Annotated in this window: 16 protein-coding genes; 5 read left to right on the top strand and 11 right to left on the bottom strand. The window is 39.3% G+C overall.

What is annotated here, in order from left to right; genetic code table 11:
- Positions 1 to 186: 186 nt before the first annotated feature.
- The 3 genes from R3E32_26345 (at position 187) to R3E32_26335 (ending at position 7,298) form a co-directional block, all read left to right on the top strand.
- Complete coding sequence (locus R3E32_26345) at positions 187 to 4,917, top strand: C25 family cysteine peptidase (GenBank protein MEZ4888278.1); 4,731 nt, start codon at positions 187 to 189, stop codon at positions 4,915 to 4,917.
- A 67-nt stretch (positions 4,918 to 4,984) separates the two neighbouring features.
- A complete protein-coding gene (locus tag R3E32_26340) occupies positions 4,985 to 7,030 on the top strand; it encodes a prolyl oligopeptidase family serine peptidase (GenBank protein MEZ4888277.1) in 2,046 nt (681 codons plus the stop codon).
- A gap of 70 nt (positions 7,031 to 7,100) precedes the next feature.
- Complete coding sequence (locus tag R3E32_26335) at positions 7,101 to 7,298, top strand: SDR family oxidoreductase (GenBank protein MEZ4888276.1); 198 nt, start codon at positions 7,101 to 7,103, stop codon at positions 7,296 to 7,298.
- A 137-nt stretch (positions 7,299 to 7,435) separates the two neighbouring features.
- Here R3E32_26335 and R3E32_26330 read toward each other — a convergent pair whose 3' ends face one another.
- The 11 genes from R3E32_26330 to R3E32_26280 all read right to left on the bottom strand — a co-directional run bounded on the left by R3E32_26330 (position 7,436) and on the right by R3E32_26280 (position 20,734).
- The gene (locus tag R3E32_26330) at positions 7,436 to 8,110 is read right to left on the bottom strand and encodes an acyltransferase (protein MEZ4888275.1); all 675 of its coding nucleotides are present in this window, start codon (positions 8,108 to 8,110) and stop codon (positions 7,436 to 7,438) included.
- Positions 8,111 to 8,290: 180 nt separating this feature from the next.
- The gene (locus R3E32_26325) at positions 8,291 to 9,307 is read right to left on the bottom strand and encodes a sugar phosphate isomerase/epimerase family protein (protein MEZ4888274.1); all 1,017 of its coding nucleotides are present in this window, start codon (positions 9,305 to 9,307) and stop codon (positions 8,291 to 8,293) included.
- Positions 9,308 to 9,448: 141 nt separating this feature from the next.
- Positions 9,449 to 11,674 carry a hypothetical protein gene (locus R3E32_26320; GenBank protein ID MEZ4888273.1) on the bottom strand — a complete coding sequence of 742 codons (2,226 nt, stop codon included), beginning with the start codon at positions 11,672 to 11,674 and terminating at the stop codon, positions 9,449 to 9,451.
- Between the two features lie 78 nt (positions 11,675 to 11,752).
- Positions 11,753 to 12,397 carry a DUF1449 family protein gene (locus R3E32_26315; protein MEZ4888272.1) on the bottom strand — a complete coding sequence of 215 codons (645 nt, stop codon included), beginning with the start codon at positions 12,395 to 12,397 and terminating at the stop codon, positions 11,753 to 11,755.
- Positions 12,398 to 12,914: 517 nt separating this feature from the next.
- The gene (locus R3E32_26310) at positions 12,915 to 13,541 is read right to left on the bottom strand and encodes a hypothetical protein (GenBank protein MEZ4888271.1); all 627 of its coding nucleotides are present in this window, start codon (positions 13,539 to 13,541) and stop codon (positions 12,915 to 12,917) included.
- Between the two features lie 59 nt (positions 13,542 to 13,600).
- Positions 13,601 to 16,000 carry an endopeptidase La gene (gene lon, locus R3E32_26305; GenBank protein ID MEZ4888270.1) on the bottom strand — a complete coding sequence of 800 codons (2,400 nt, stop codon included), beginning with the start codon at positions 15,998 to 16,000 and terminating at the stop codon, positions 13,601 to 13,603.
- A gap of 726 nt (positions 16,001 to 16,726) precedes the next feature.
- Positions 16,727 to 17,224, bottom strand: coding sequence for an HAD hydrolase family protein (locus R3E32_26300; GenBank protein ID MEZ4888269.1), 498 nt, complete (start codon positions 17,222 to 17,224; stop codon positions 16,727 to 16,729).
- A 39-nt stretch (positions 17,225 to 17,263) separates the two neighbouring features.
- A complete protein-coding gene (gene iscX, locus R3E32_26295; protein ID MEZ4888268.1) occupies positions 17,264 to 17,512 on the bottom strand; it encodes a Fe-S cluster assembly protein IscX in 249 nt (82 codons plus the stop codon).
- A gap of 100 nt (positions 17,513 to 17,612) precedes the next feature.
- On the bottom strand, positions 17,613 to 17,951 hold the full coding sequence (locus tag R3E32_26290) for a 2Fe-2S iron-sulfur cluster-binding protein (protein MEZ4888267.1): 339 nt from the start codon (positions 17,949 to 17,951) through the stop codon (positions 17,613 to 17,615).
- A gap of 55 nt (positions 17,952 to 18,006) precedes the next feature.
- Entirely contained in the window at positions 18,007 to 18,765 is a 759-nt protein-coding gene (locus tag R3E32_26285; protein MEZ4888266.1) for a DUF2520 domain-containing protein, read from the bottom strand.
- 145 nt (positions 18,766 to 18,910) lie between these two features.
- Positions 18,911 to 20,734 (bottom strand): hypothetical protein, encoded by a 1,824-nt coding sequence (locus R3E32_26280; protein MEZ4888265.1) that lies wholly within the window; start codon positions 20,732 to 20,734, stop codon positions 18,911 to 18,913.
- Between the two features lie 160 nt (positions 20,735 to 20,894).
- On the opposite strand from R3E32_26280, the gene R3E32_26275 reads away from it, so the two are divergent.
- Positions 20,895 to 22,385, top strand: coding sequence for a hypothetical protein (locus R3E32_26275; GenBank protein MEZ4888264.1), 1,491 nt, complete (start codon positions 20,895 to 20,897; stop codon positions 22,383 to 22,385).
- 48 nt (positions 22,386 to 22,433) lie between these two features.
- Positions 22,434 to 23,480, top strand: coding sequence for a T9SS type A sorting domain-containing protein (locus R3E32_26270; GenBank protein ID MEZ4888263.1), 1,047 nt, complete (start codon positions 22,434 to 22,436; stop codon positions 23,478 to 23,480).
- Positions 23,481 to 23,659 lie beyond the last annotated feature (179 nt).

Genomic DNA, 23,659 nt, shown 5'->3' with positions numbered 1-23,659 from the left:
AGTTGTGCATTTGAAAAAAACGATGGCATTTTCCACTCCACCATATTGTCTGACACAATGACTGAATCGAAAATTTCAACCATCCTCAATTTTTTTTCCACAAAATACCACAAAACCGATTTACCTTTTTTTGATTTTGCGTTATACCAACAGATGTTTATTTTTTCAACACAAAATCAACATTGTATGAAAACCTTAACAATACTCTTTTGCCTTATTTTTAGCGTTCAATTGTTCGCACAAGAAGAAACCTACTTCAATGAGTGGATAGATTATGAACAAACCTACTACAAATTTCGCATTGCAGAAGATGGACTCTATCGCATCCCTTACAGCACATTGCAGCAAGCAAATTTAGCCGAAAAAAGTCCCGAAGGTTTTCACCTATTCAGTCGTGGCGAAGAAGTACCCATTTTCCTTTCCTCCAATGAAACATTTGGTAGTGAGGATTTTATCGAGTTTTATGGACAGAAAAATGATGGCAGTTTTGATACCCAACTCTTCCAAAATTCCGACTGGCAATTGACCGACCGCAAAAGTTTATTTACCGATTCAATTGGATATTATTTGATGTGGGATGATGGGTTTGAAGGGGAACGGATTGAAGTGATAGAGAATGATTTGAGTGGTGAATTGCCTGAAAAGGACGAGTTTTTTATGTATGAATCAGCACTTTTCCACCGCAATATTTTTAATGTTGGAGAACCACTCCAAATTACTTCAATAGCATATTGGGATAATGACCCAATGTTTCTAAGACCATTGAATTTTAATTTTGCGGATTTCGAAAAAGGAGAAGGTTTGGTTGGCTCAATTATTTCGGGAGAAAAAAATAAAACCTATAAATTACCTACACTTGGTGTGTATCGAGAAAGTAATACCCCTTCTTCTTTTCTTCAAACAAAAATGGTAGGAAAGTATAGTTCCTCAGAAATAGAAAACATCCATCATTTCAAATTACACATCAATAATGAAACTTACATAGATACTACTTATGAAAAGTATGAAGCCCTTATTTTTGATATAAGTATTTCTACAAGTGACCTCAATGATATAAGAACAGACATTATCTATGAATCTGTAGGAAACTTTTTTGACCCTCCTTCTTTTGATTGGCAATCCGTATCTTATACTTTCTTAACTTACCCTCGCCAATTTGATTTCAGCGTTTACGCAAGTGGAGAAGTCAAAGATGCGACCGAATTTTACTTTGAATTGCAACACCTCGATGAAGCCTATTTTGAAGGTTCTCACTTCAATGGCGGAAGTCAAACCGTCTTATATGATTTGAACAACAATCAGCGAATGGACATTGCAGTAGCAGATACTTTGTACAAAATTCATTTACCTCAAAGTGCTTCAATGGGAAATGAAAACAGAAAATTGTTTTTGGCAAATACGGATGAAGAGTTGATAAGAACAATTGATTCACTGCAATCTATTGAATTTACTGACTATCAAAAACTGGCAAATCAAGGAAATTACATCCTCCTTTCCCATCCTTCTTTGCGAGAAGGAAATACAGATTGGGTAGAAACGTATGGAAATTACAGAAGCACTTCACACGGTGGAAATCATTCCGTAGTCATTGCAGATATTGAAGAACTGTACGACCAATTTGCTCATGGCATTCTCAAACATCCCCTGGCAATTCGCCATTTTGTGAATTTTGCTGTGGACAAATGGGCAGTGAATCCTGAATATTTGTTTTTGATAGGCAAAGGAATTTCTTATAGAACTGCTACTACATCTACGACCTTCAATGACAATTTGATTCCAACTTTTGGGTATCAACCTTCTGATATCATGCTGGCAGTGCGAAATATTTTTGATTTTCGTCCACAATTGGGTGTTGGACGGTTGAGTGCAAGAACGCCTGAAGATGTCAAAAACTACTTCAACAAAATGGTGCAATACGAGAATATTGAAGCTTGTACGATAGCAGATAGGGCTTGGCGAAAACACGCTTTGTTTCAAAACAATGGAGATGATGACTTCCAAGTTATGCAAATCAGTGCTTTTTTAGACGACTATGAAGATGCACTCACTGCAAAGCCTTTTGGAGCAAAAATACTGGACCAACAATCTCATAAAAACTATTCCGAAGATTTCCATACTACTCCATTTATAGAACAAGGAATCAGTGTCTTTCAATTTTCTGGACAGGCTAGTGGCATAAATTGGAAGACCGATATTTTGGAAGACCCAACTAATTACAATCAACCTGCTCCTCGATTTCCCGTCATCTTTTCAGCCGCTGCTTTTGTGGGTAATGTTTTTAAGTCAACTAGTTCCACTAAATCTTTATCAGAATCTTGGGTATCTGCTCCAAATAAAGGTGCGATTGGATTTTTGGGTGAATTGAGCTTTGATTTTTGGGAAGGATCGGATGCCTACTTGACCGAACTTTACAAACAATTCAGTAAAAACAACTACCATCAGCCTATTGGAAAATGCCTAAAGGAAACCATCGAAAATATTTACATCGCCAATCCAAATGACCAAAACCACGATAGAATCAAAGCGGCTATTCAAACATTTGTCTTTGAAGGCGACCCTGCCCTCATCATCGGAGGAGGGTTTGACCGCCCCGAATATGTCATCGACAACAATTACGATTATTCTTTCATAGACAAAGCAAACGGTTATGTCCGCAAAACCGAAAAGCGAGATGATATACAGATTTTCACTACAGACAACCTTTTATTGCAGCCTCAAAACGAAATCATTGAAGTAGAAGACAAGGAAGGAAATCTTCAATTGAAGGTGAGAGTGACAAATCTTGGCAAGGCGATTGAAGAAAATTTTACCCTTCAAGTTTCGAGGCGAATTTTAGGTGAAACCGAAATGGAATTGATTGCAGAAAAGAGTGTGGTCAGTCCATTCTACGAAAAAATTTATATCATTGATTTGCCTTATTTGGAATCAACCATTGAAGGAGAAGTATATGAATATTTTGTACAAATTGACCCCAACAATACCATTGCAGAAGATTGTGAGGACAACAATGAAGTAGTTTTGCAAGTTCGATTTTCGACTTGTTTTGCGATAGCCCCTCTATATGAAAATTTGGAAATCACCAACCTTCAATCCAATTATTGTATCACCGACCCTGCTATTCAGTTTCAAGCAAATATTGGGGGAGGAATGTTTGCGATAGAACAAATTGGAGGGCCAACTTACCATGTCAATGTTTTCCAGCCCTCGCAATTGGGTGGAGGAGATTTTGTGATATATTATACCATTACGGACAACGAAACGGGCTGTGTTTTTACCGTAGAAGTTCCTACAACGATTCATCAACCCATTGCAGCCATCGAAAGCATTGATTTGACAGAAGTTTGTGTAGGAGATGCGATTCAAATAAATGCTGCGCCAACAGAAGGAGATTATATTTGGAATTTTAGCGGCGGCAATTTCAATGGAACGCCTCAAAACCCTATTGTTTCATGGGATACACCAGGTGAGAAGCACATCACATTGAAGGTGTTGGAGGATGGTTGTGCATCCACTACGATTAGTCAATTGATTCGTGTTTATGCACAAATTCCCGAAAATTTTCCTATCAGTTGTGAATCCGATGCAAACAGTATTCGCTTTGATTGGGAAGTGAACGAATCGGATGTGGAGGCTTATTTGATTTATGGCGATGGTGTTTTGTTGCACCAATTGGAGGGCAACGTAAGCGAGTTTACCTTTGAGAATTTGTCGCCCGAACAAGTGGTCAGTATAGAAGTAGTAGTCGTTCCCAAAGGCTCTTGTGAGCAAGTTTCTTCCTCGTTGACTTGCAAAACAGTTTGCGCTGGCGAAATACCTGTTTTGGACATTATTGATACTTATTGTGGAAGCAATCCAATGTTGATTGAAGCCCCTGTTGCGAATGGTAGTTTTACTATCTACAATCCAGATGGAAGTATTACGAATGTTGAAGGCAGCAGCATCTTTAGCTCTATTTTTCAAGACGGAATCAGTACGATTGTCTTTGAATATTCAGACGGTGAATGTACTTACACTTCCAACGAATACGATGTAATTGTAAGCAATCCAGAGGTGCAAATTGAAGGCAATACGGTTTTGTGTCCAGATGATTTATTGGTCTTAGAAGTACCCGAAATTTTTGCAGCTTATCAATGGAACGTTCCGAATGCCAACAGCCATATTTTAGGGGTAAGTGAAGCAGGTGTTTACTCGGTGATAGTGACGGACTACAATGGCTGTACGGCAACGGATGAAATTGAAATCGTGGAAGCCGAAGACCCCAAAGATATTATTTTTACTTCTAGCACCAATACGATACTTTGTGATGGTGAAGATATGATTTTGCTAGCCCCTTCTGGTTATGTGTCTTATATCTGGTCGGGGAATACCTCTATTAAACAGACTTTAACCATTACAGCAGCAGGCAATTATTATGTGGATTATGAAGATGAAAACGGCTGTATTTGGCGAGCCGAAATTGCCATTAAAGCAGCCGAAGTTCCCAAAATTGAAGTAAGTTCCAGTGAAGAAATGGCAGTGTTATCGGTGGCAGGAAATTTTGTGGAATATGCTTGGAACACAGGTGAAAACACTCCTTCTATCACCGTCACTGCAAACGGTACTTACACCGTCACAACTACCGATGAATATGGCTGTATTTCAACAACTTCTACACAAGTGCTTATCACCAACATTGCTTCAAATCCTCAAATTCCAATTATTGAAGTCTATCCCAATCCTTTTGAGGATGAATTGGTGATTGAAGGATTAAAGGGTGGTTTACTGCAATTGTATAACATTCAAGGTAAATTGATTTTTTCTACACTCCTACAAAAAAATACAGAGATATTAGACTGGAAAACCCTACAAAGTGGTGTGTATGTACTGCAATTGAGCGGTAAAAAGGGGGGTTGGACAAGGAAAGTAGTGAAGAAGTAGAACAATAATCGTACTTTTGCAACTCTTAATAAACAATCCACTATTATCAAAATTTTATCTTCTTGATATGTTAAACCTCAATGATTCTGTTCCCTTCAATCCCCCAGTCACCCCTTCCCAACCCATCATTGACGAACTACATGGCACACGACTAACCGATTGTTACCAATGGCTCGAAGACAAAAACGATGAAACGGTTATCGAATGGACTGCCGATCAACACGATGCAACCCTTGATTATTTGGATGCCAATTGTCCACCCATTGAAGGTCTGGAAGAAGAATTGGAGGCATATATCAATCGAGACATAACCAGTTCCGTCTTTTTTCGAGGCGACAAGCAGTTTTTCTACCGCCGCAAAAAAGGAGAAGCCCAACACACGTTGTTTACCATCATTGAAGGAAAAGAAAAGGTATTGTTTGACCCGACCAGCATAGATCCTGAGGGGCAAACCGCCATTTTGAGCCTATCTATCAACCATCAAAACGATACAATAGCGATTGGCTGCCAAACAAAAGGCGCAGAGATTCAGACCTGTTATGTATTAGATATAGAAACAGGCAAACAACTTTTTGACCCCATTCCCAATCTTCGAGGCTTCAATTGGTGCAGAGATGGCAAACACGCCTACATCACAAAAGGTAGCATGGAAATGCTCGAAAAACAAATACCACTCCGAACATACCGCCACCAACTCGGCAGACCTCACAGTGAAGACATTTTCCTCATTGCACCCAAAGATGCCAAAGATTTCACGAGTATTTGGGATGCTAAACACAGCGATGTCAGTTTCATTTCGGAAGCCGACTTCAATTCCAATACCATACGCATGTTACCTTTTCGCAATTCTGCCGAACAAGCAAGCATTGAGTTGTTTAGCAGCAAAGAATCCCAAGCACACCCCAATGCCATTGGCGACAACATTTACTTTTTCACCAATCACGAAGCCCCCAACTTCAAGCTGATGGTGGCCGACAAATCACAGGCTACTTTTGAGCATTGGCGGGAATTGATTGACGAAAAAGCGGACATCGTACTGCAAGGTTATCAAGTCACCAAAGACTTCATCATCACACAAGAAAAAAAGGATGTATTGAGTCGTCTCTTTGTCTATTCCAAAGAGGGAAAGTTGCTGAAAGAATTGCCGTTACCCATTGAAGGAAATGTATCTTCTTTGGGTTATCACCATTACTCCAATACCGTTTTTGTTCATATTTCGAGCTTCACCAATCCAGCAATTATTTACAAATTGGATGGCAGCACTCTGGAGTGGACTTTTTTCCATCAGCAGGAGACACCTATGGATATGAGCAACATAGAATCCAAATTGGTGTTTTATCCTTCAAAGGATGGCACAAAAGTGCCTTTGTTTTTGGTACACCAAAAAGACCTTCAATTGGACGGCAACAATCCTGTTCGACTGACTGCCTACGGCGGCTTCAATGTTGGGCGGTATCCTGTTTTTGTGGGAGCTTATGCGCCATTTATCAATCGAGGAGGCATTTTTGCCTTAGCTTGCATCAGAGGCGGTGATGAATATGGCGAGAATTGGCACAAAGACGGAATGCAGTTCAAAAAACAAAACTGCTTTGATGATTTCATTGCAGCAAGTGAATATTTGATTGAACAACAATACACCAATACCAAAAAATTGGCCATTGAAGGGGGCAGCAATGGCGGTTTGTTGATTGGTGCGGTCATCACCCAACGCCCAGATTTGTTTCAAGCAGCAATATGTTCCGTTCCTTTATTGGATATGATTCGCTACCATAAGTTCTTGATTGCCCGCTATTGGATTCCAGAATATGGAGACCCTGATATAGAGGCCGATTTCCGCTATCTACTCTCCTACTCTCCTTACCACAACATCCGAATGGGAGTGAATTTGCCGACTACTTTATTCAAAGCGGGTGAAAATGATACTCGTGTAGATCCACTTCACGCCAAAAAAATGGTAGCTGCCCTTCAAAACAATACGGGACAAATCAATCCGATTATGCTCTATATCGACTACGATAGCGGTCATGGTTCGGGCAAATCGGTACAACAAACAATTGACGATTTGGACTACGAAATGCGGTTTTTGATGCGGACTTTGGAGATGGAGGTCTAAACCAAATTTCTGTTTGTTTTTTATAAATCGAGTTCTTGTCTTATCTTGGTGAATTTTGCAAACAAGACAAATGGCTACAATATCTATTGACTCGATGGTAGATATTCACCTAAAAGCACCTTTTTTCTTAACTCAAAAAATTCTGCCACTGATGAATGATGGCGGTAGTATTGTCAATATTTCTTCGGGACTTACTCGTTTTTCATTCCCTGGATACGCAGCTTATGCTACTATGAAAGGCGGGCTGGAAGCACTTACCCAATATTAAGCTAAAGAATTGGGAGAAAGGAATATAAGAGCCAATATTGTAGCTCCTGAAACGATAGAAACTGATTTTGGTGGTGGTGCAGTTAGGGACAATCAAGATTTGAACAAAAGAATTGAAGTATTAGGAGGGATATTTGTCTAATGCTCCGTTTTTAAGCTAAAATTTGACTTTTCGCTTGATTTGGCGGTAGTATTGATTCGCTCCCAAGTTTCCGTTTCAAAGTTGTATTGCTTTATGGGTTTGGCAGGATTTCCAGCTACAATCGTATAAAACGGTACATCTTTTGTAACCACACTTCCCGCTGCAACGATAGAGTTTTTACCGATGCGAACCCCTGCTGTAACAATGGCATTTGCCCCAATCCAAACATTGTCTTCTACCACAATTTCGCTGGTTGTGCATTTTTGTTGGCGAATTGGGGTTGTGATGTCTTCATAACCATGATTCAATCCCGACAAAATCACATTTTGGGCAAACATGACATCATTGCCGACTCGAAGCGGGCCAATCAAGGAATTGGACAAACCAATGAGGGTATCTTTGCCGATATGTACATCGCCCAAGCCATTATTGACCACTGCAAAGGATTCAATCAGCGAACGGTCGTCAATGGTGAACTGGTTGAAGGGCAAGACATCTAAACGAGTATCCCTTCTAATGATCACATTCTTACCACGCTTGTGTTTCAATGGATTCCAAAAATTACGCACCCACCAGCGAGGACGAAAATCGTTTTTGGGAATCAACAATCGGAGTAAAAATCTCTTCAATTGGGGGTTGCCTTTCGCCAATGTTTTTATCTTCTGAATCATTATTTGCAGGGTTCAAACAATTAAAAAAAGAGACTGGAGAGGTGGATGTGGTTGAGCCTAAAAAAAAAATGCTCAATAGCGGTGGATTTCGAAACCCACCGCTATTGAGCAATTCCTGCGAATTTTATGCCAAAACCATCCTGTCTTGGTTCTTGCATCTGTCTTCTATATGTCTTACCTCTAACTCAACTCCTTACCGACTCTCTCCAACAAAGCCTTAGTAGCTCTAATCCCATCCTCTGCTGGCATCTCTCTACCTTCATATTCTACTCCAACATAACCTGTATAACCCGCATCCTTCACGATTTGCATCATTTTTTTGTAGTCTGTATGGGTTTCATTGCCGTTTTCGTCAAAATCGTGGGTTTTTGCGCTGACCGCTTTTGCCAACGGCATCATTTCACGCACCCCTTTATAGCGGTCGTATTCGTCCAAACACTTGCGGTCTTGCCAATTTTCTTCTTGTGTTTGCTTCAAGCAGAAATTGCCAAAATCGGGCAATGTGCCGCAGTTTGTTCGGTGAATTTCATTCATAACATTGGTGAGCCACATACCATTAGAAGAATATCCTCCGTGGTTTTCTACAATCACATTCATTCCTGATTTTGCAGCAAATTCAGCCAAACTCCCCAAACCATCTACTGCAGCTTTTGCAACATCAGCAGCCGTTCCTTCCCCATAAGCATTGACCCGAATCGAATGACAGCCCAAAAACTTGGCTGCTTCCACCCATTTGTAGTGATTTTCAACCGCTTGCTTTCGTTTGGCATCATCCGTATCGCCCAATCCCCCTTCTCCGTCAATCATAATCAAAAGGCTTTTTACACCATTATCGGCTGCCCGTTTTTTCATCTCAGCCAAATATGTTTGGTCTTCAGCTTTGTCTTTGAAAAACTGATTGACATACTCAACCGCTTCAATGCCAAAGTCGTTTTTGGCTTTTGCAGCAAAATCAAGGTTGTCCATTTCTCCTGCAAAAAGGCTTTTGTTCAAAGACCACTGTGCCAAGGAAATTTTGAAGAACAATTCTCCAGTACTTGCTTTTTCCACTTCTTTTTCAGCTCCTTTTTCCAACTCTTGATCCACATTTGCAGAAGGACTACCACAACTTGAAATCAATGGAATACCTGATACCAAGCCTAAACCTGCAACAACTTGCCCTGTCTTTTTGATAAAAATGCGTCTTGTTTGTTTCATTGTATTTGTTTGAAATATGAAAGAAGGTCATAAAATTAAAAAAACTAAGCGATGAATGGGATTATTTTTTACCCACAAAAAAAGGTGTTGAACTTCATTAAGCCCAACACCTCACAAATTTTAATTTTCCAATATCAATTCTTACAGCCCAATCTTATCAGCCGTTTCGTCCTCCAATCCCATTTTCTTCGCCATCGCCAACAACTGCTGCAAGATGCCCTTTTGTGATTTGTCGTCCGTCATATTGCTCATTTTGTAAATCAAATTCGCAATACTCAAGTTTTTGATGTCCTCACTGCTCACATTGAACTGCCCCACAAAATTGCGTAACTGCTCGATAATCGGCTCACTGCCATCACCCAACAAGTTGTTTTTCAAGCTCGTCAAGTTTTTGCTATTGTCAATGAATTGGTCAAGCGTTTTGCCACGTCCAATGGCTTTCATCACATTTTCGTAGAACATGGTTTCACCACCCACGATGTCAATTTTCGTAGATTTGAAGGCTTCTGCTAAAGCTTTAGCTTGTGCTTCTGCAACGGCTTTTTGGACTTCAATTGCAGCCAATTCGATGGCTTTTTGTTTCTCCAACTTCAATTTGAATTCCTCATGCTCTTTGCCCACGCCGTCCAATTTTTTCATCGCTTCCGCTTTTTGCTCAATGCCAGCCGCTTCTGCCAATCCCATTTCCTTCACGCCCAATGCCTCTGCCAAACCTTTCTGTTCCAAGCCTTTCGCTTCTGCTAAGGCCTTTCTTTCCATCCCCTTCGCTTCCGCTACTGCCAAACCTTCAATCTTCATTGCTTCAGCTTTACCTTGTTCTTCAATCACCTTTGCCTCTGCCAAGCCCTGTGATTCAAACACTTCGGCTTCAATCATTCCTTGTTTTTTGTGAGCAGCAGCTTTTGATTCAATCGCTTTAGATTCTGCCAATGCTTTTTGCTCAATCAAAATGGCTTCTACCATACCTTGTTTCTCAGCAGCATTTGCCTTCGCTTCAATCACTTGCGCCTCAGACTTGCCAATTGCAGCCTCCTCATGAGCCTTTGCATCCGCCAAAATTTTGATAGCCTCCGCATCTTTCACCGACGCATTTTTTGCAGCCTCGGCATCAATCATTCGTTTTTGAGCCTGCACTTCTGCCGCCAATTTATCCGCTTCTGCTGCTTTCGTTGTGGTCAATAAAGCCTCTTCAGCCAACTCCGATGCCTTGGTCAAAGCCACCTGTTTGCTCCTATCTGCATCTGCAAAAGCTTTGGTATCTTTGATTTTCTCCTCTTCTTCCACCACTGCTCGTTCCACAACTACCCTTTCTCTGATAACATCTTGAATATTTTTACGCTCCTCCTCCACTGCTTTCTCCTTTGCAATTTGTGCCAAAGTCACTACTTTTTCACGCTCAGTCACCTCCAATTCGCGTTCTTTAATGACCTTTTCCGTTTCGATTGCCTCTACTTTTTCTTTCTGCTTCTCTGCTACAATCACCTGGCGTTGTTTGTTTTGTTCTGCAATTGCTACTTCTTCTTCCGTGGCAATCCTTGCACGTTCCGACTTCAATTTTTCCTCTTGTTCTATCTTCTGACGTTCTGCGGTTTCTCTCGCTTGAATCGCTGCAATTTCTCTTTCCTGAACCGCCTCTTTTCCAGCCAATTGTCGCTCTAATTCCAAAATTGCTTCTCTAGCTTCTACATCTTGTTTTTTGATGGTCTTTTCTTCTTCCCTGCGAATCAAGTTGGCTGCAACATGCTCTACGGCAGTTAGATCCGCAATTTTCTTGATACCTTGGGCATCCAAAATATTGTCTGCTTTGAGGTAAGAAACAGGTGTTTGTTCCAAAAAGTCAATTGCAGAATCGTCCAATACATAGCCGTTCAAATCTTCAGGTCCAATCACTTCCACAATTTCTTTACGAAATTCTTCCCTAGAATTGTAGAGTTCTACAAAATCAAACCGCTTACCTACACTCTTCAATGCCTCCGAAAACTTGGCTTCAAAAAGACTAATCAAAGTTTCAGTATCAGAAGCACGTTCACAACCAATGGTTTGTGCTACTTTCACTACATCCTCTTTGGTTGGATTGACCCGCACAAAAAAGACGACCTTGATGTCTGCCCGCATATTGTCCTTACAAATCAAACCCTCCTCGCCTATGCGTTCAATTTCTAATTTCTTCAAAGAAATATCCATCCATTCTTTTTTGTGGAAAATCGGAATGACCCACATGCCGTTGAAGGACACTTCTGTTCCGCCACGTCCTGTTTTGACAAGGGCTTTTCCTTGTGGCACTTTTTGATAAAAAGCTGCTGTTGCAGCAAATACAGTTACCAAAATTAGGATAAATAACACTATTGCAGCAATGACATAAATCATAGTGATTAGGTTTTATAGAATAAAAAAATGTTTTTCGTTTTCAATACAGACATGGGAAGTTTTGGGTTTTCAGTTATTTCACAAGGTACTTTCTTCAAACCTCTTGACGATATAGTAACCTTTTTCTTCCACTTTGTCTATCAAAATCGCCTGTGTTCCTTTCTGTAAATCTTGCCCTTCAATGGCTTTCACATTGATAGTCAAATAGATATTTTCTTTGGTAAAAATTGTGGCTTGTCCAAAACTCGTCTGTGTAGTTCGAACAGTAATTTTACACAATTCTCCAATCAAATCGGCATCTACATGCTTTTTTCGGAGTTCTTTGAAGTAAGAAATAAAAGGAGTTGTGACGATTTTGGTGAGAATCAAACTGACAAAGAAGTTGGGAAAAAGGAAAAGCAATCCCATTCCCAAAGATTGATTGTTCAAGTTGCCATTGACGACCATCGAAATCAACCACATAATCGAAATCAAGAAAAAGAGGTGTATCATCAAAGGTATTTTGCCTACATTTAAGAAGGATAAAAAACCACTAAATCCACCTATTCCTCCAGAAATATCAACATCTGTGTCTATATCCACATCTCCGTCCATATCAATATCTAATGAATCCATGTCTATCGCTCCTGCAATGGTCAGCAGTGCATACAGCAACATAATAATTAATAAAATGGTCATGGGAATATTGGAAGCCCAGAAAGCTTCTTGCAGTAATTGGGTCATAGGGATGGGTAAGTTTACATAACAAAACTTTGACTAAGAATAATTTGCAGTATTCTTTGTATAGTATCAATACATCAAAATAATGCTCATTAGTTCCCGATTACCCAAAAAAACGAATAAATTTTGAATTATGGTAATGTTTGGAACTTAAATGTGGGATTTTTTGTAGGTAGGTCATTTTCAATCTTGGTTAATCAATGCTCCACTACCCTATATCAATAAATCAAATTCGCTTGTTAAAGTACCAAAATATTTTATCATCGTTTGTAATTCGTCGAGAGTCCAAGTATGTTTCATTGAAGCTTTTATTTCCTATCCTTTCAAAAATATCCACATTCTTTTTGTATTGACTATCACATCACATGATTGCTCTCTTAAACTAAGTACAAATTTTTTCCACAGCTATTTTATTTCCTGAATAAAACTCAAAGTCAACAGTTAAAGGTTTTTCCTCATTAAATCCAGAGTTTAACCATAACTTTCAAACTTCTTCGGCATCTTCAGTTAGTTCGGGTCTCTAAATCCGCTGCCATTTCTGTATATTTTTTTGTAACTCATTCAAGGATAGATAATGTATGGCAATTACCAACTTTGTTCTTTCATCAGTCATATCAAATTTTTCATGGTGACGCAATATATCCCAAATCATTGAAGGAGATAAACTTAAAGACAAGTTAAATTTTTCGTAATAGGCATTTACCCACGGTTTGTTCTTTCCAAACTCATGCAAGAATTTGAGATATTTTCCCTTAGAATTCAATTCTATTGCTTCAAATGCGACTGATTTTTTACTATTTTGAAGGCTTTTTGTCCAAATTTGATTGAATGTGGGAGAACCAATTTTTTGAAATAAGTTTTGTTGTCTTTGACCATCTATTCGAATATCAACATTCATGTCTGTAGAAGTTTCATCCATTCTCTTGAAGTATTTCTCGTAGGCTTCCAATACATTACTTTTTTCTACATTCTCAGACTTACAGACAACATCATCAAAGAAATTCAATATTATTCTGAGGTCATTGATTTCGGCTTGATTAAAAACACTTTGAATCTCTCCGTAAGCTCCAATATCTCTATCCATTTTGATAGTTTCACACCCAATCAACAGAACGAAAACTATTAACAACAAACAGCCTTTTTTCATAGTACTCTTGTATTCAATCAGTTTCAACTATTGTTAAAGTTTTAGCCTATCGAAGTGTGCTACATCAAAATCCACTCCAATACCTCCGACATCCTCTCTACGTACTTAAATTCTACCCCTTTGATAAAGTCAGGATTGATTTCTTCCACGTCCTTTTGGTTCATTTTGCAGAGCATCACATGCTTGATACCCGCACGTTTGGCAGCCAAGATTTTCTCCTTGATGCCACCCACAGGAAGCACCTTGCCACGTAGGGTAATCTCCCCTGTCATTGCGGTATAAGGTCTGATTTTTCGGCCAGTGAACGCAGAAGCCAAAGCCGAGAGCATAGCAACACCAGCCGAAGGCCCATCCTTAGGTGTTGCGCCTTCGGGAACATGGATGTGGAAGTCCGTTTCGTCAAAACGTTCGGGGTCAATGCCCAACTTGCTGCCATGCGCTTTCAAGTAGCTCAAAGCCGTTGACACCGATTCCTTCATTACATCCCCCAAATTTCCTGTTAGCAATAACTTGCCTTTACCTTTGCTCAAGCTCGTTTCGATGAACAAAATTTCACCGCCTACCGAAGTCCACGCCAAACCAATCGCTACACCCGCAGGATTGTCACTTTCATACAACCCACGCTCATAAGTATATTTTCCCAAAATACGCTCTACATCCGCTAAACTGACCCGCACATTGTATTCCTCCTCCATTGCCACCGATTTCGCAATCGCTCGCATGACCGAAGCAATTTTGCGCTCCAACTCTCGTACACCCGATTCACGGGTATATTTGTTGATGATACGTTCGAGGATGTTTTTGGAGATTTTCACTTGATCGGCCTTCAAACCATGAACTTCACGCTGTTTGGAGACCAAGTGCTTGCGAGCAATTTCCACTTTTTCTTCCATCGAATAACCGCTGATTTGTACAATTTCCATACGGTCACGCAAGGCAGGCTGAATTGTAGAAAGAGAGTTGGCTGTTGCAATGAACATCACTTTCGACAAATCGTATTCGACCTCCAAATAGTTATCGTGAAAAGTACCGTTTTGCTCAGGATCTAAGACCTCCAACAAGGCCGAAGATGGATCACCTCTATGTCCTTGCCCCACTTTATCTATCTCATCTAAGATAAAAACGGGGTTGTTAGTTTCCGATTTTTTGATGCCCTGAATGATGCGGCCAGGCATTGAACCGATATAGGTTCGCCGATGTCCTCTGATTTCTGATTCATCATGCACACCTCCCAAAGACATGCGTACATATTTGCGTTTCAGTGAATTAGCAATGGAACGCCCAAGTGAGGTTTTACCCACACCTGGAGGGCCTACAAAACATAAGATGGGTGATTTCATGTCTCCTTTGAGCTTCAAAACCGCTAAATATTCCAAAATTCGGTTTTTAACTTTACCCAAACCGTAGTGATCTCTTTCGAGAATTTTTGCAGCACGTTTCAGATTGAAGTCATCCTTTGAAGAATCCATCCAAGGCAAATCCAACAACAAATCTAAGTAGTTGAGCGACATTGAATATTCCCCCACAGCAGGGTTCATTCGTTGGATTTTGTGTATCTCTTTGTCAAAAACCTTCTGTACTTTTTCGGGCCATTGCTTCAATTTTGCCCTCAGTTTGTAGCTTTCAAGTTCGGAAGTTGGAGTTTCACCCCCCAATTCTTCTTGAATGGTTTTGATTTGTTGGTGTAGAAAGTAATCTCGCTGTTGTTTTTCGAGATTGTGGTTGACTTTGGATTGGATTTTGTTTTTCAACTCCAACAATTGAAGTTCTGTATGTAGGTGGTGCAAAACCCTTTCGGCTCGTTTGGTAATATCATTGATTTCGAGAAGTTTTTGCTTTTCTTCTAGGTCTATATTGAGATTGGAGGAAACGAAGTAAATGAGAAATTCGGGATTGTCGATGTTCTTCAACATGATGGTAATCTCCGAAGGAAGGTTAGGGGATATTTTGATAATTTTTGAAGCCATATCTCTAACCGAAGATATTAAGGCTTCAAACTCTTTGTCATCAGGCGTATCTGAATCCTCTAAGATTTCAAAAGTCGCTTCAATAAAAGGTTCTTCCATAAGAAATTCTTGCACTGCAAATCTATCTCTACCATGCAAAATAACCGTTGTATGGTCATCGGGCATTTTCAATACTTTCACAATCCGAGCAATCGTACCCACTAAGTGCAGGTCTTTGCCTTCTGGTTCATCATCTTGAGACATTTTCTGAGCAATCACTCCAATAAACTTATCTCCTGCTGCGGCTTCTTTTATCGCTTTCACCGATTTATCTCGCCCAACAGTCACTGGAACTACTACACCGGGGAACAATACTGTATTTCGTAGGGGAAGTATTGGGATGGTTTTGGGATAATCTGCAACTTGCGCTTCTTCATCTTCTTCAATGGATACCAAGGGTAAAAATTCCACATCTTCATTTAGTAGTCTCAATGGATTGAACTTTTCAAACATATATGTTAGTTGTTTTTTCAGAATCAAGAATAAAAGTCAATGACTGTGCCAATAGTAATGTCAAATACTGTTATCAATAGCCTACAAATTAACAAAAATTAATTTTAGCACCTTCCATCTATCGCAAATAATTTTTGAACAAACATAGTTTTTCTTTGCTTGATTATTAAAACAGCCTAAATGCCTACCTAATTGACAAACAATCAAAGAATAAGCATTTTTTCTTCAAAACTTTTGAAGTCATATCTCCCTTGACAAATTTCTTACGAAACTCCAGTTTTTTCTTTTTTATTATTTTTGTAGTTCTTGACTCTCTTTTTAACCCAACTGACTCATTGGCAGTATTCGGAGAAATTTGCAGTTAATATTTGATAAAACTGTCAGAGAAATCGTCACTAATTTTAGTATAATAACTCAAAATAGTTTCGCCATTTTTGTAATCTGCCCTTGCTTCAATTCAGAAAGATGGTAGAAAAAATAACAGCGAGAATTTTGAAAATTAGTTTAATTCAGAACGTACTTGTCTAAGCCAGGTTATTCCTGTGTAGTTGCTCCCCAGCAGAACTACATTCCGCTTCATCTGACTTGGTTTTTTGTAGCTTAGGGTAAGCTTATTTTAGGACGGTTTTTTGAAGTGTCAACCTTATTTAGGACGCTTTTTTGACCATAAATCTATTTCGGTACATATTTTTTAACTGTAAACTTTTTTCAGGACGGGTCATTGCCTCAGTCCCACTGTCCTCTCAACTTCAATATTTTTTCAATCACATCCCTCACACACCCTTCTCCCCCCTTCAATGGAGAAACATATTTGCTCGCCTTCTTAATTTCAGGAACAGCATCGGCAGGACAAACAGGCATCGCCACTTGTAGCATAACTTCCTGATCGGGAAGGTCATCACCCATATACAAAATTTGAGATTTTTGAAGGTCGTAGGTCAAAATAAACTCATCAAAAGCATCTATTTTGTGCTGAATACCTGCATAAATATCTACGACTCCCAAACCCTTCAAACGACTGGTCACGCCTTTGGAATTACCGCCTGTGATGATGGCAATCCTCAAACCCGCATCCAAAGCACGTTTCACTGCATAGCCATCACGGGTGTTCATGGTTCGCAGCAGTTCACCTGATTCGGTAATCAACAAATTGCTGTTCGTAAATACCCCATCTACATCAAAAATAAGGGTGTCAATCCCTCGAAAATTCGCCAAAAGATTCATAATGAAATTTGTATTGGAAATAACTCACTAATCATCTTACTATTTATTTTCCTCTCGCCATTCATACACCCATGCTGCCTGTATCTGCTCCAAATGCCCTTCACTACAATCCTCTCTTTCTCCTTCAAAATTTGGAATTTCTAAAACCCATTCTATCAACTCCGTAAAGCGTATTCGATAAATATTGCTTTGTGTAAACTCATCTCCGAAACGCTCATACAGTTTCATTGCAATATCCTCATGGTCTTTCCAAAAAATCGGTAAATTATCTACATCTTCGAATCTCATATTGCTATTATTTTATTTGTTTTTTGATTTTTCAACTTCCGTTATTCTATAAGTGAATAATAGAGTTGAATGATACATTAAAGTTTGATATTAGATATTTTTAATGTTCGTGTCCAATAATATTTCTTTGGTCAGGAATCGTAATTTCAATTTCACCACTTCCTTCTAACAATATACACTGACAACCCAAGCGAGACTCCAATCGTGGCTGAATGGCCCTATCTACATAGTCTTCTTCCTTATCGCTTATTTCCTCCACAAAATCGTCTCCTTTGGTCAAATAAATATGGCAAGTTGTGCAAGCACAAACACCTCCACAATTGTGGTGCAAATCTATATCATTCATCAACACACCTTCCAAAATCGAATAATCAGGTTCCACTTCAATTACTTGAGTTTCTTTATCTGACTCTTCAAACTTAACAGTTATTTTATACATAATTCTATTTTATCTTTCAATAAATTGAAGCCCAAAAGTACGAAATATCAATGGATTATTTCGCAATACTTTCAGAAATCAAACGGTATAACAATTGCCTATCGGGATGGTTTTGAAGCAATGCTAAATGCTTCTGTTGAGTAGCTTTATCACCTCTTATTGCAGGGCCTGTTTGAGCAATTTTTGGAGATATTGATTGAACTTTTTCAAAAGTAGCCCGAATCAAAGGCTGCAATACATCAAAAGGGACACCAAAATCTTGACAGATTTGCTCACCCAAAGTCAAGAGATGATTCGTGAAATTATTGACAAATACCGCTGCAACGTGCAGGGCTTGTCGCTGCTCGTCATTCATCAAATGCATTGTCGGAGAAAGGGTTTGGGCAAGTTCCGAAAGCCTGAGTTTCACCCTTTCCGTATTTCCATCTATACAAAAAGGAATAGATGACCAATCCACTATTTTGGATTGACTGAAAGTTTGAAGGGGATAAAAAATGCCATATTCAGCATGTTGCTTCAAAACCTGTATAGAAGTAGCTCCAGAAGTATGTACTACAATACCTTTCACCCCAATTTGCTGCAATTGAAGGCTTACTTCTTCAATGGCTTGGTCGTTTACTGCAATGATGTAAATATCTGATTGTGTGTTGATTTCATTCCAATCCGTCACACCTTTTTCGGCTAAAGCGGTGGAAAACGCTTCGAAGCGTTGGTCGTTTCTGCTGAACAATTGAAGTATTTGGTGAGGGGTTTGCTGCAAAGCATTTGCCAAATGAAAGCCGACATTGCCTGCGCCTATAATCGTAATGGTCATTTGAAGCAGTTTTTAACTTTGACTACACCCATTGAAGTACAAAAGTTCTGCAAATCAAAATTTTCATCCTTGTTAAAACAAAAAAATGAGGGAGTGTTGTACTCCCTCATTCAATAAAAACAGACCAATATATGATAAGAAATGATTATTTTCTAACCGCTTTAAAAGTCCCACTTACTGCCACTTGCGGACCACTTGGTGTAATTTGCTTGATTGCTTGACCAGTGAATGTACCTCGAATAATATCTCCCACATTCTCGCCAAATTGAGTCACTTCCATTGTGGTCATGGAAGGAACAAGTTCATAGCTTTCTGTTGATTCTTCCCCAAAATATCCATTCACAATGCTATAAGTACCCACACCTGTCACCATATCTGCACTAATATTTGCATAATAGTAACTGCTGACATTTTCATCAAATTCATTTCCACTGATAGACATCATATCTCCTCCAACTTGACCATTTTGATTGCCAAAAAACACATCTACATTCAAAAATAAGTGGAAGGCTGCTCCCTTCACTTTTATTTCAAAGAACATAGGGAGTTCATCACAAGCCTGCAAAATGCCCGAATTTACAGGACTGCTTGTGAGGTCTATGGTTTGCACTGGACTTGCTTTAAAATTGGGAATGTCAATCACATTTATATCCCCTGAAGTATCATCACAAACATTAACCGAAAACTCAAAGGTGCCATCAGCCTCCAATGGATAAACAAAGTGAAGGTCGTCTAGCTCAAAATCAACATATCCTTCTGTTATCGCATTGTCATTGCAGTCAATTCCCGAACCTGTCACTAGCACAAAATCATTGTCATTGGCTTGAACCACAATTGTTGCCAAATCGGTATCATTGGAGTAAGGCCCGTATTGTTGCTCAAAAATCACATTGTCGCATCGGTCTAAGATGGTAATGGTGAATACCTCATTGGCTGGAAAATTGTAAAACTCAAACTCGCCATCGCTACTCAAAAATCCGCCACGAGTCAAGATACCTTCAACAGTGACATACACTTGCAGAAAAGGCACAACTATTTCACTACCAGCATTATTGCGAGAAATAACTTTACCAGACAATTTAATGCGTTCGCCCTTGTAGTCGCAATTCCACGAGCTAAAATGCGCCACATCACCAACATAAAATCCACCTTGCAAAGTAGCTCTTCCTTCTTCAATCCAAATGCCTTTGTCCTCATCATAAGACCAAAGCGGAATCGTGGATGGGGCTTGACTGCGAATTTCGGTAGGAACGGGAAAAGAAAGCGTGGCATGGCTTCCGTCTTTTAGCTGCAATTCATTCCCATTGTCCGCCAATAGTTCAACGTTCAACATTCCGTAAGTTCCTAAATAAACTTCCGTTCCTTGAATGTCGATTCCACTCAAATCTCCCACCATTCGTGCGGGTAAATCGCTGGCAGTTGGGTCTATCCATGACATTGCTACATGTACTTCTCCAGTATATTCACCGCCATTTTCGTAGCGAACACTGTTGGCAGGTAGCTGCAAAGAGGCACTACTCGAATGACTGACTGAGCCACCTGTTGTTGAAGCAACTGTACCAACGATGGTTTTATCCAAGAGTTTGATTTTGGTGTAGTTGTAGCTGTTTGGAGTCACATTCATTTTGCGAAAACCTTCAAATTTCCCTGCTTCTCGTACTTTTAGAAATGCACCCTCTCGCACAACTTGCACATCTAAATAAAGGAAATTTCCATTTTCGTCCGTTGTAGTAACTTCAAAACCTTGGTCGGTTTGCAAAAAGACTTCGCTATTGACTACTGGCAAATCGTTTTCGTCCACAACCAATCCAAAAATATTAGTGCGAATCAATTCTTTGGCATCAGGCAACAAGGTGGTTTCAATTGCAATGTCTTCGTCTTTGACACAAGCATGAAAGAATGTAACTAAGGATAGCATAAACAATAAGGCAAATACTCTTTTTGAGGAAAAATGTGGGATGTTTTTCATACGTTTATTTATTTTGTTGTTTTATGCTATTATAAAAGAGTGGATGAAGAAAACGCTGCATGAAATTATTTTTTTATATTATTGCCCAATCCCAATTCTCAAACAGTTCTTAGCCTATCATCTGATTATTCACTACATTTAACCCTTACAAAAAATGCCTATGATTTGTAGAATAGTTACCCTTTTTGTTTTCCTATTTTCAGTGTTACCTGTGTTCTCACAAAATTGTGGAGTAAGCCACGAAAATCAATTGCAGTGGCTTCCCAAATATCTAAAACACTTAAACAATCCAAATGCCAATTTGCCAAGTCTTTCTATGGCTGAACACAAAGTGCCAATTGTATTCCATTTGGTAGCACGCAATAACGGTGTGGGGCGAGCAAAAGTAGAAACAGCGCTAACAGTGCTTTGTGAGTTGAATGAATTGTTTGCAGCAAGCAATATCTCATTTTACCTTACTCCAAATGGCTTGAATTTTATCAACCATGATGGTATTTTCACCAACAGTCATTTTGTTGTGAATCAATTGGCGATGCAGAGTGAAAGGCGTGATTCGGCTTTGAATATTTTTGTGGTCAATTCAGTTGGAGGCGGCAATGTGGTAGGTTTATATGATGCGAACAAGGATTGGGTGCTTGTTCAAAGAAGTGTTTTTACAGAAGGTAATAAAACTACAGCCCATGAAATCGGGCATTTTTTCTCTTTGTTACACCCTCATTTTGGATGGGATGGCTCGGCTTGGAACCCTGCTATCCATGGAAATCCCGCCCCAATAATTTCACCAGATGGACAAACTCCTACCGAACGCATGGATGGTTCTAACTGTGAAATAGCGGGAGATTTTTTGTGTGATACGGCTCCAGATTATAATTTCGGCATTGGTTGGCAGCAATCTTGTAACTATGATGGAATGGCATTGTCGCCTGATAGCATTGCAGTTAATCCTGATGAAAGTTTAATTATGTCCTACTTCAATGACAACTGCCGTCAAAAATTTTCTGCCGAACAAAGTGTACTCATGTCTTTGGATTTGGAAGATGAATCGAGGGCCTATTTGCACTCAAATTCTATTCCCAACAACGATGCGGTGGCATTTCCGATTGTGTTGACAACTCCTTCAGGTACTACACAAATATCGAGTAATAGTGTGGCTTTTGAATGGGAAAGTGTGGCAAATGCAGCGTACTATTATGTGGAATATGACCGTTCTTCAGCCTTCAATTTAGATCCTAAAGGAGAGGTTGTCACACAAAACTCCGTTTCTATCATACATGATTGGCTACCCAATTTGACGTATTATTGGCGGATTTTTGCATGGAATGAAACTTCATTTTGTAGTCCTCCATCTGCTGTAAATACCTTTTCTTTAGATATTGTTTCTTCAATCAATTCGGTTTTGGTAAATGAACCAAATTGGGTTAGGTTGATCAAAAGTTCTGATAATTATGCGATAGATTATCAACTTACTGAACCTCAAAAAATGAAGTTCGAAATATACAGTTTGACAGGCAAAGTGTGTTTTTCAGAAATTGTGGATTTTTCTGTGGGAAAAGGAGAACGTAGTGTAAATTTGCCTTACTTACAACAAGGAATTTACATCGCTGCTTTTCATGGTCAAACAACTTACACTCAGCGTTTATTGATATACTAAAACGATAGACATCATACTATTTTCATAACCTTAATAACACATTTCAAGATGAAAAAAATTTACTTATTATTCTTACTATCCTCTCTCTTTTGCTTCAATAAAGCACAAGCGCAAATATCGGTACTTTTTGTAGATGACTCAGGTGATGCGTTTGGAAACGCAGAACTCTTTCATTCTGCACTGGAAGCAGTGGGTTTTCCCGCAACTTACTACAATGCAGTAGATAGCGCATCAGGTCCTACGGATTTATACATGAAAGACTTTGACTTGGTTGTTTGGACTACTTCGACTGATGATAATGGATTGCTTTTTTGGAATGGCTTGGAAGAAGACAATGCTTCTATTAAGGCCTACCTTAATGGAGGAGGAAAATTGTGGGTAACGGGGCTTGATTTTCTTTTTGACCGATACGGGGAAGCTCCTGATACCTTTGCTGCGGGAGACTTTGTGTATGACTATTTAGGCATAGCTTCTTATGATGTACAAAGCTATGGGGATGATGGTAATTTAGGAGTTCCAATTCTGAATCCAAGCGAAAATTCAGTCATTGCAGGTTTAACCGATTTGACTTTTATGTTTTCTACCGTTTGGTGGGTAGATGGGGTCACTTTGGTAGAGAATGCTTCTGCTGTATATGAAATGGGAGATGCAAATTATATTTTTGCAGACAGAATCTGTGGTTCTTATTACGATAGTGGTGTATTTCAAACTCTTACCTACTTTTTTGACATGTCACTTGTTGCTGATTTTGACATGTTGAAGGCTAACGTACTACCTGTGATGAGTCATTTTAATGACTTGGTGTCTGGAATTGAAGATGTGGTTGGCTTTGATGTGGAAGCAACATTATTTCCAAATCCAAGTTTGGGTCAAATCAACCTTCAATTGGAGTTGGAAAAACCCGCAGATGTTTCGGTTTCTATATTGGATTTGCAGGGGCGAAATGTTGGTGAAATATTCACAAAAGATACGCTCGGTGAAGGCATTCATACTATTGAGTACAGTTCAACAAATGAGTTGCCTAATGGTTATTATAGCCTAAGAATCAATATAAACGGTGCGCCATTTATGCGTCCTCTACTATTGCAGAGATAAATTTTTGCCGAGAATTTGATTGAAGAATAATAGACTTTGGACGAAAGATTAAACGCATAAGACAAAAGGTTTTAAATCATTAGGAATAATACAATTTAATCATATCCAAATATTTAACTCTTTTGTCTTTCTACTTATGTCTTTTGTCCAAAGTCCAAAAGGCATTGGAATTTTGTTTT

The organism is Chitinophagales bacterium, assembly GCA_041392475.1.
GTDB lineage: Bacteria > Bacteroidota > Bacteroidia > Chitinophagales > UBA2359 > JAUHXA01.
This window is presented reverse-complemented; position numbering and strand designations above follow the sequence as displayed.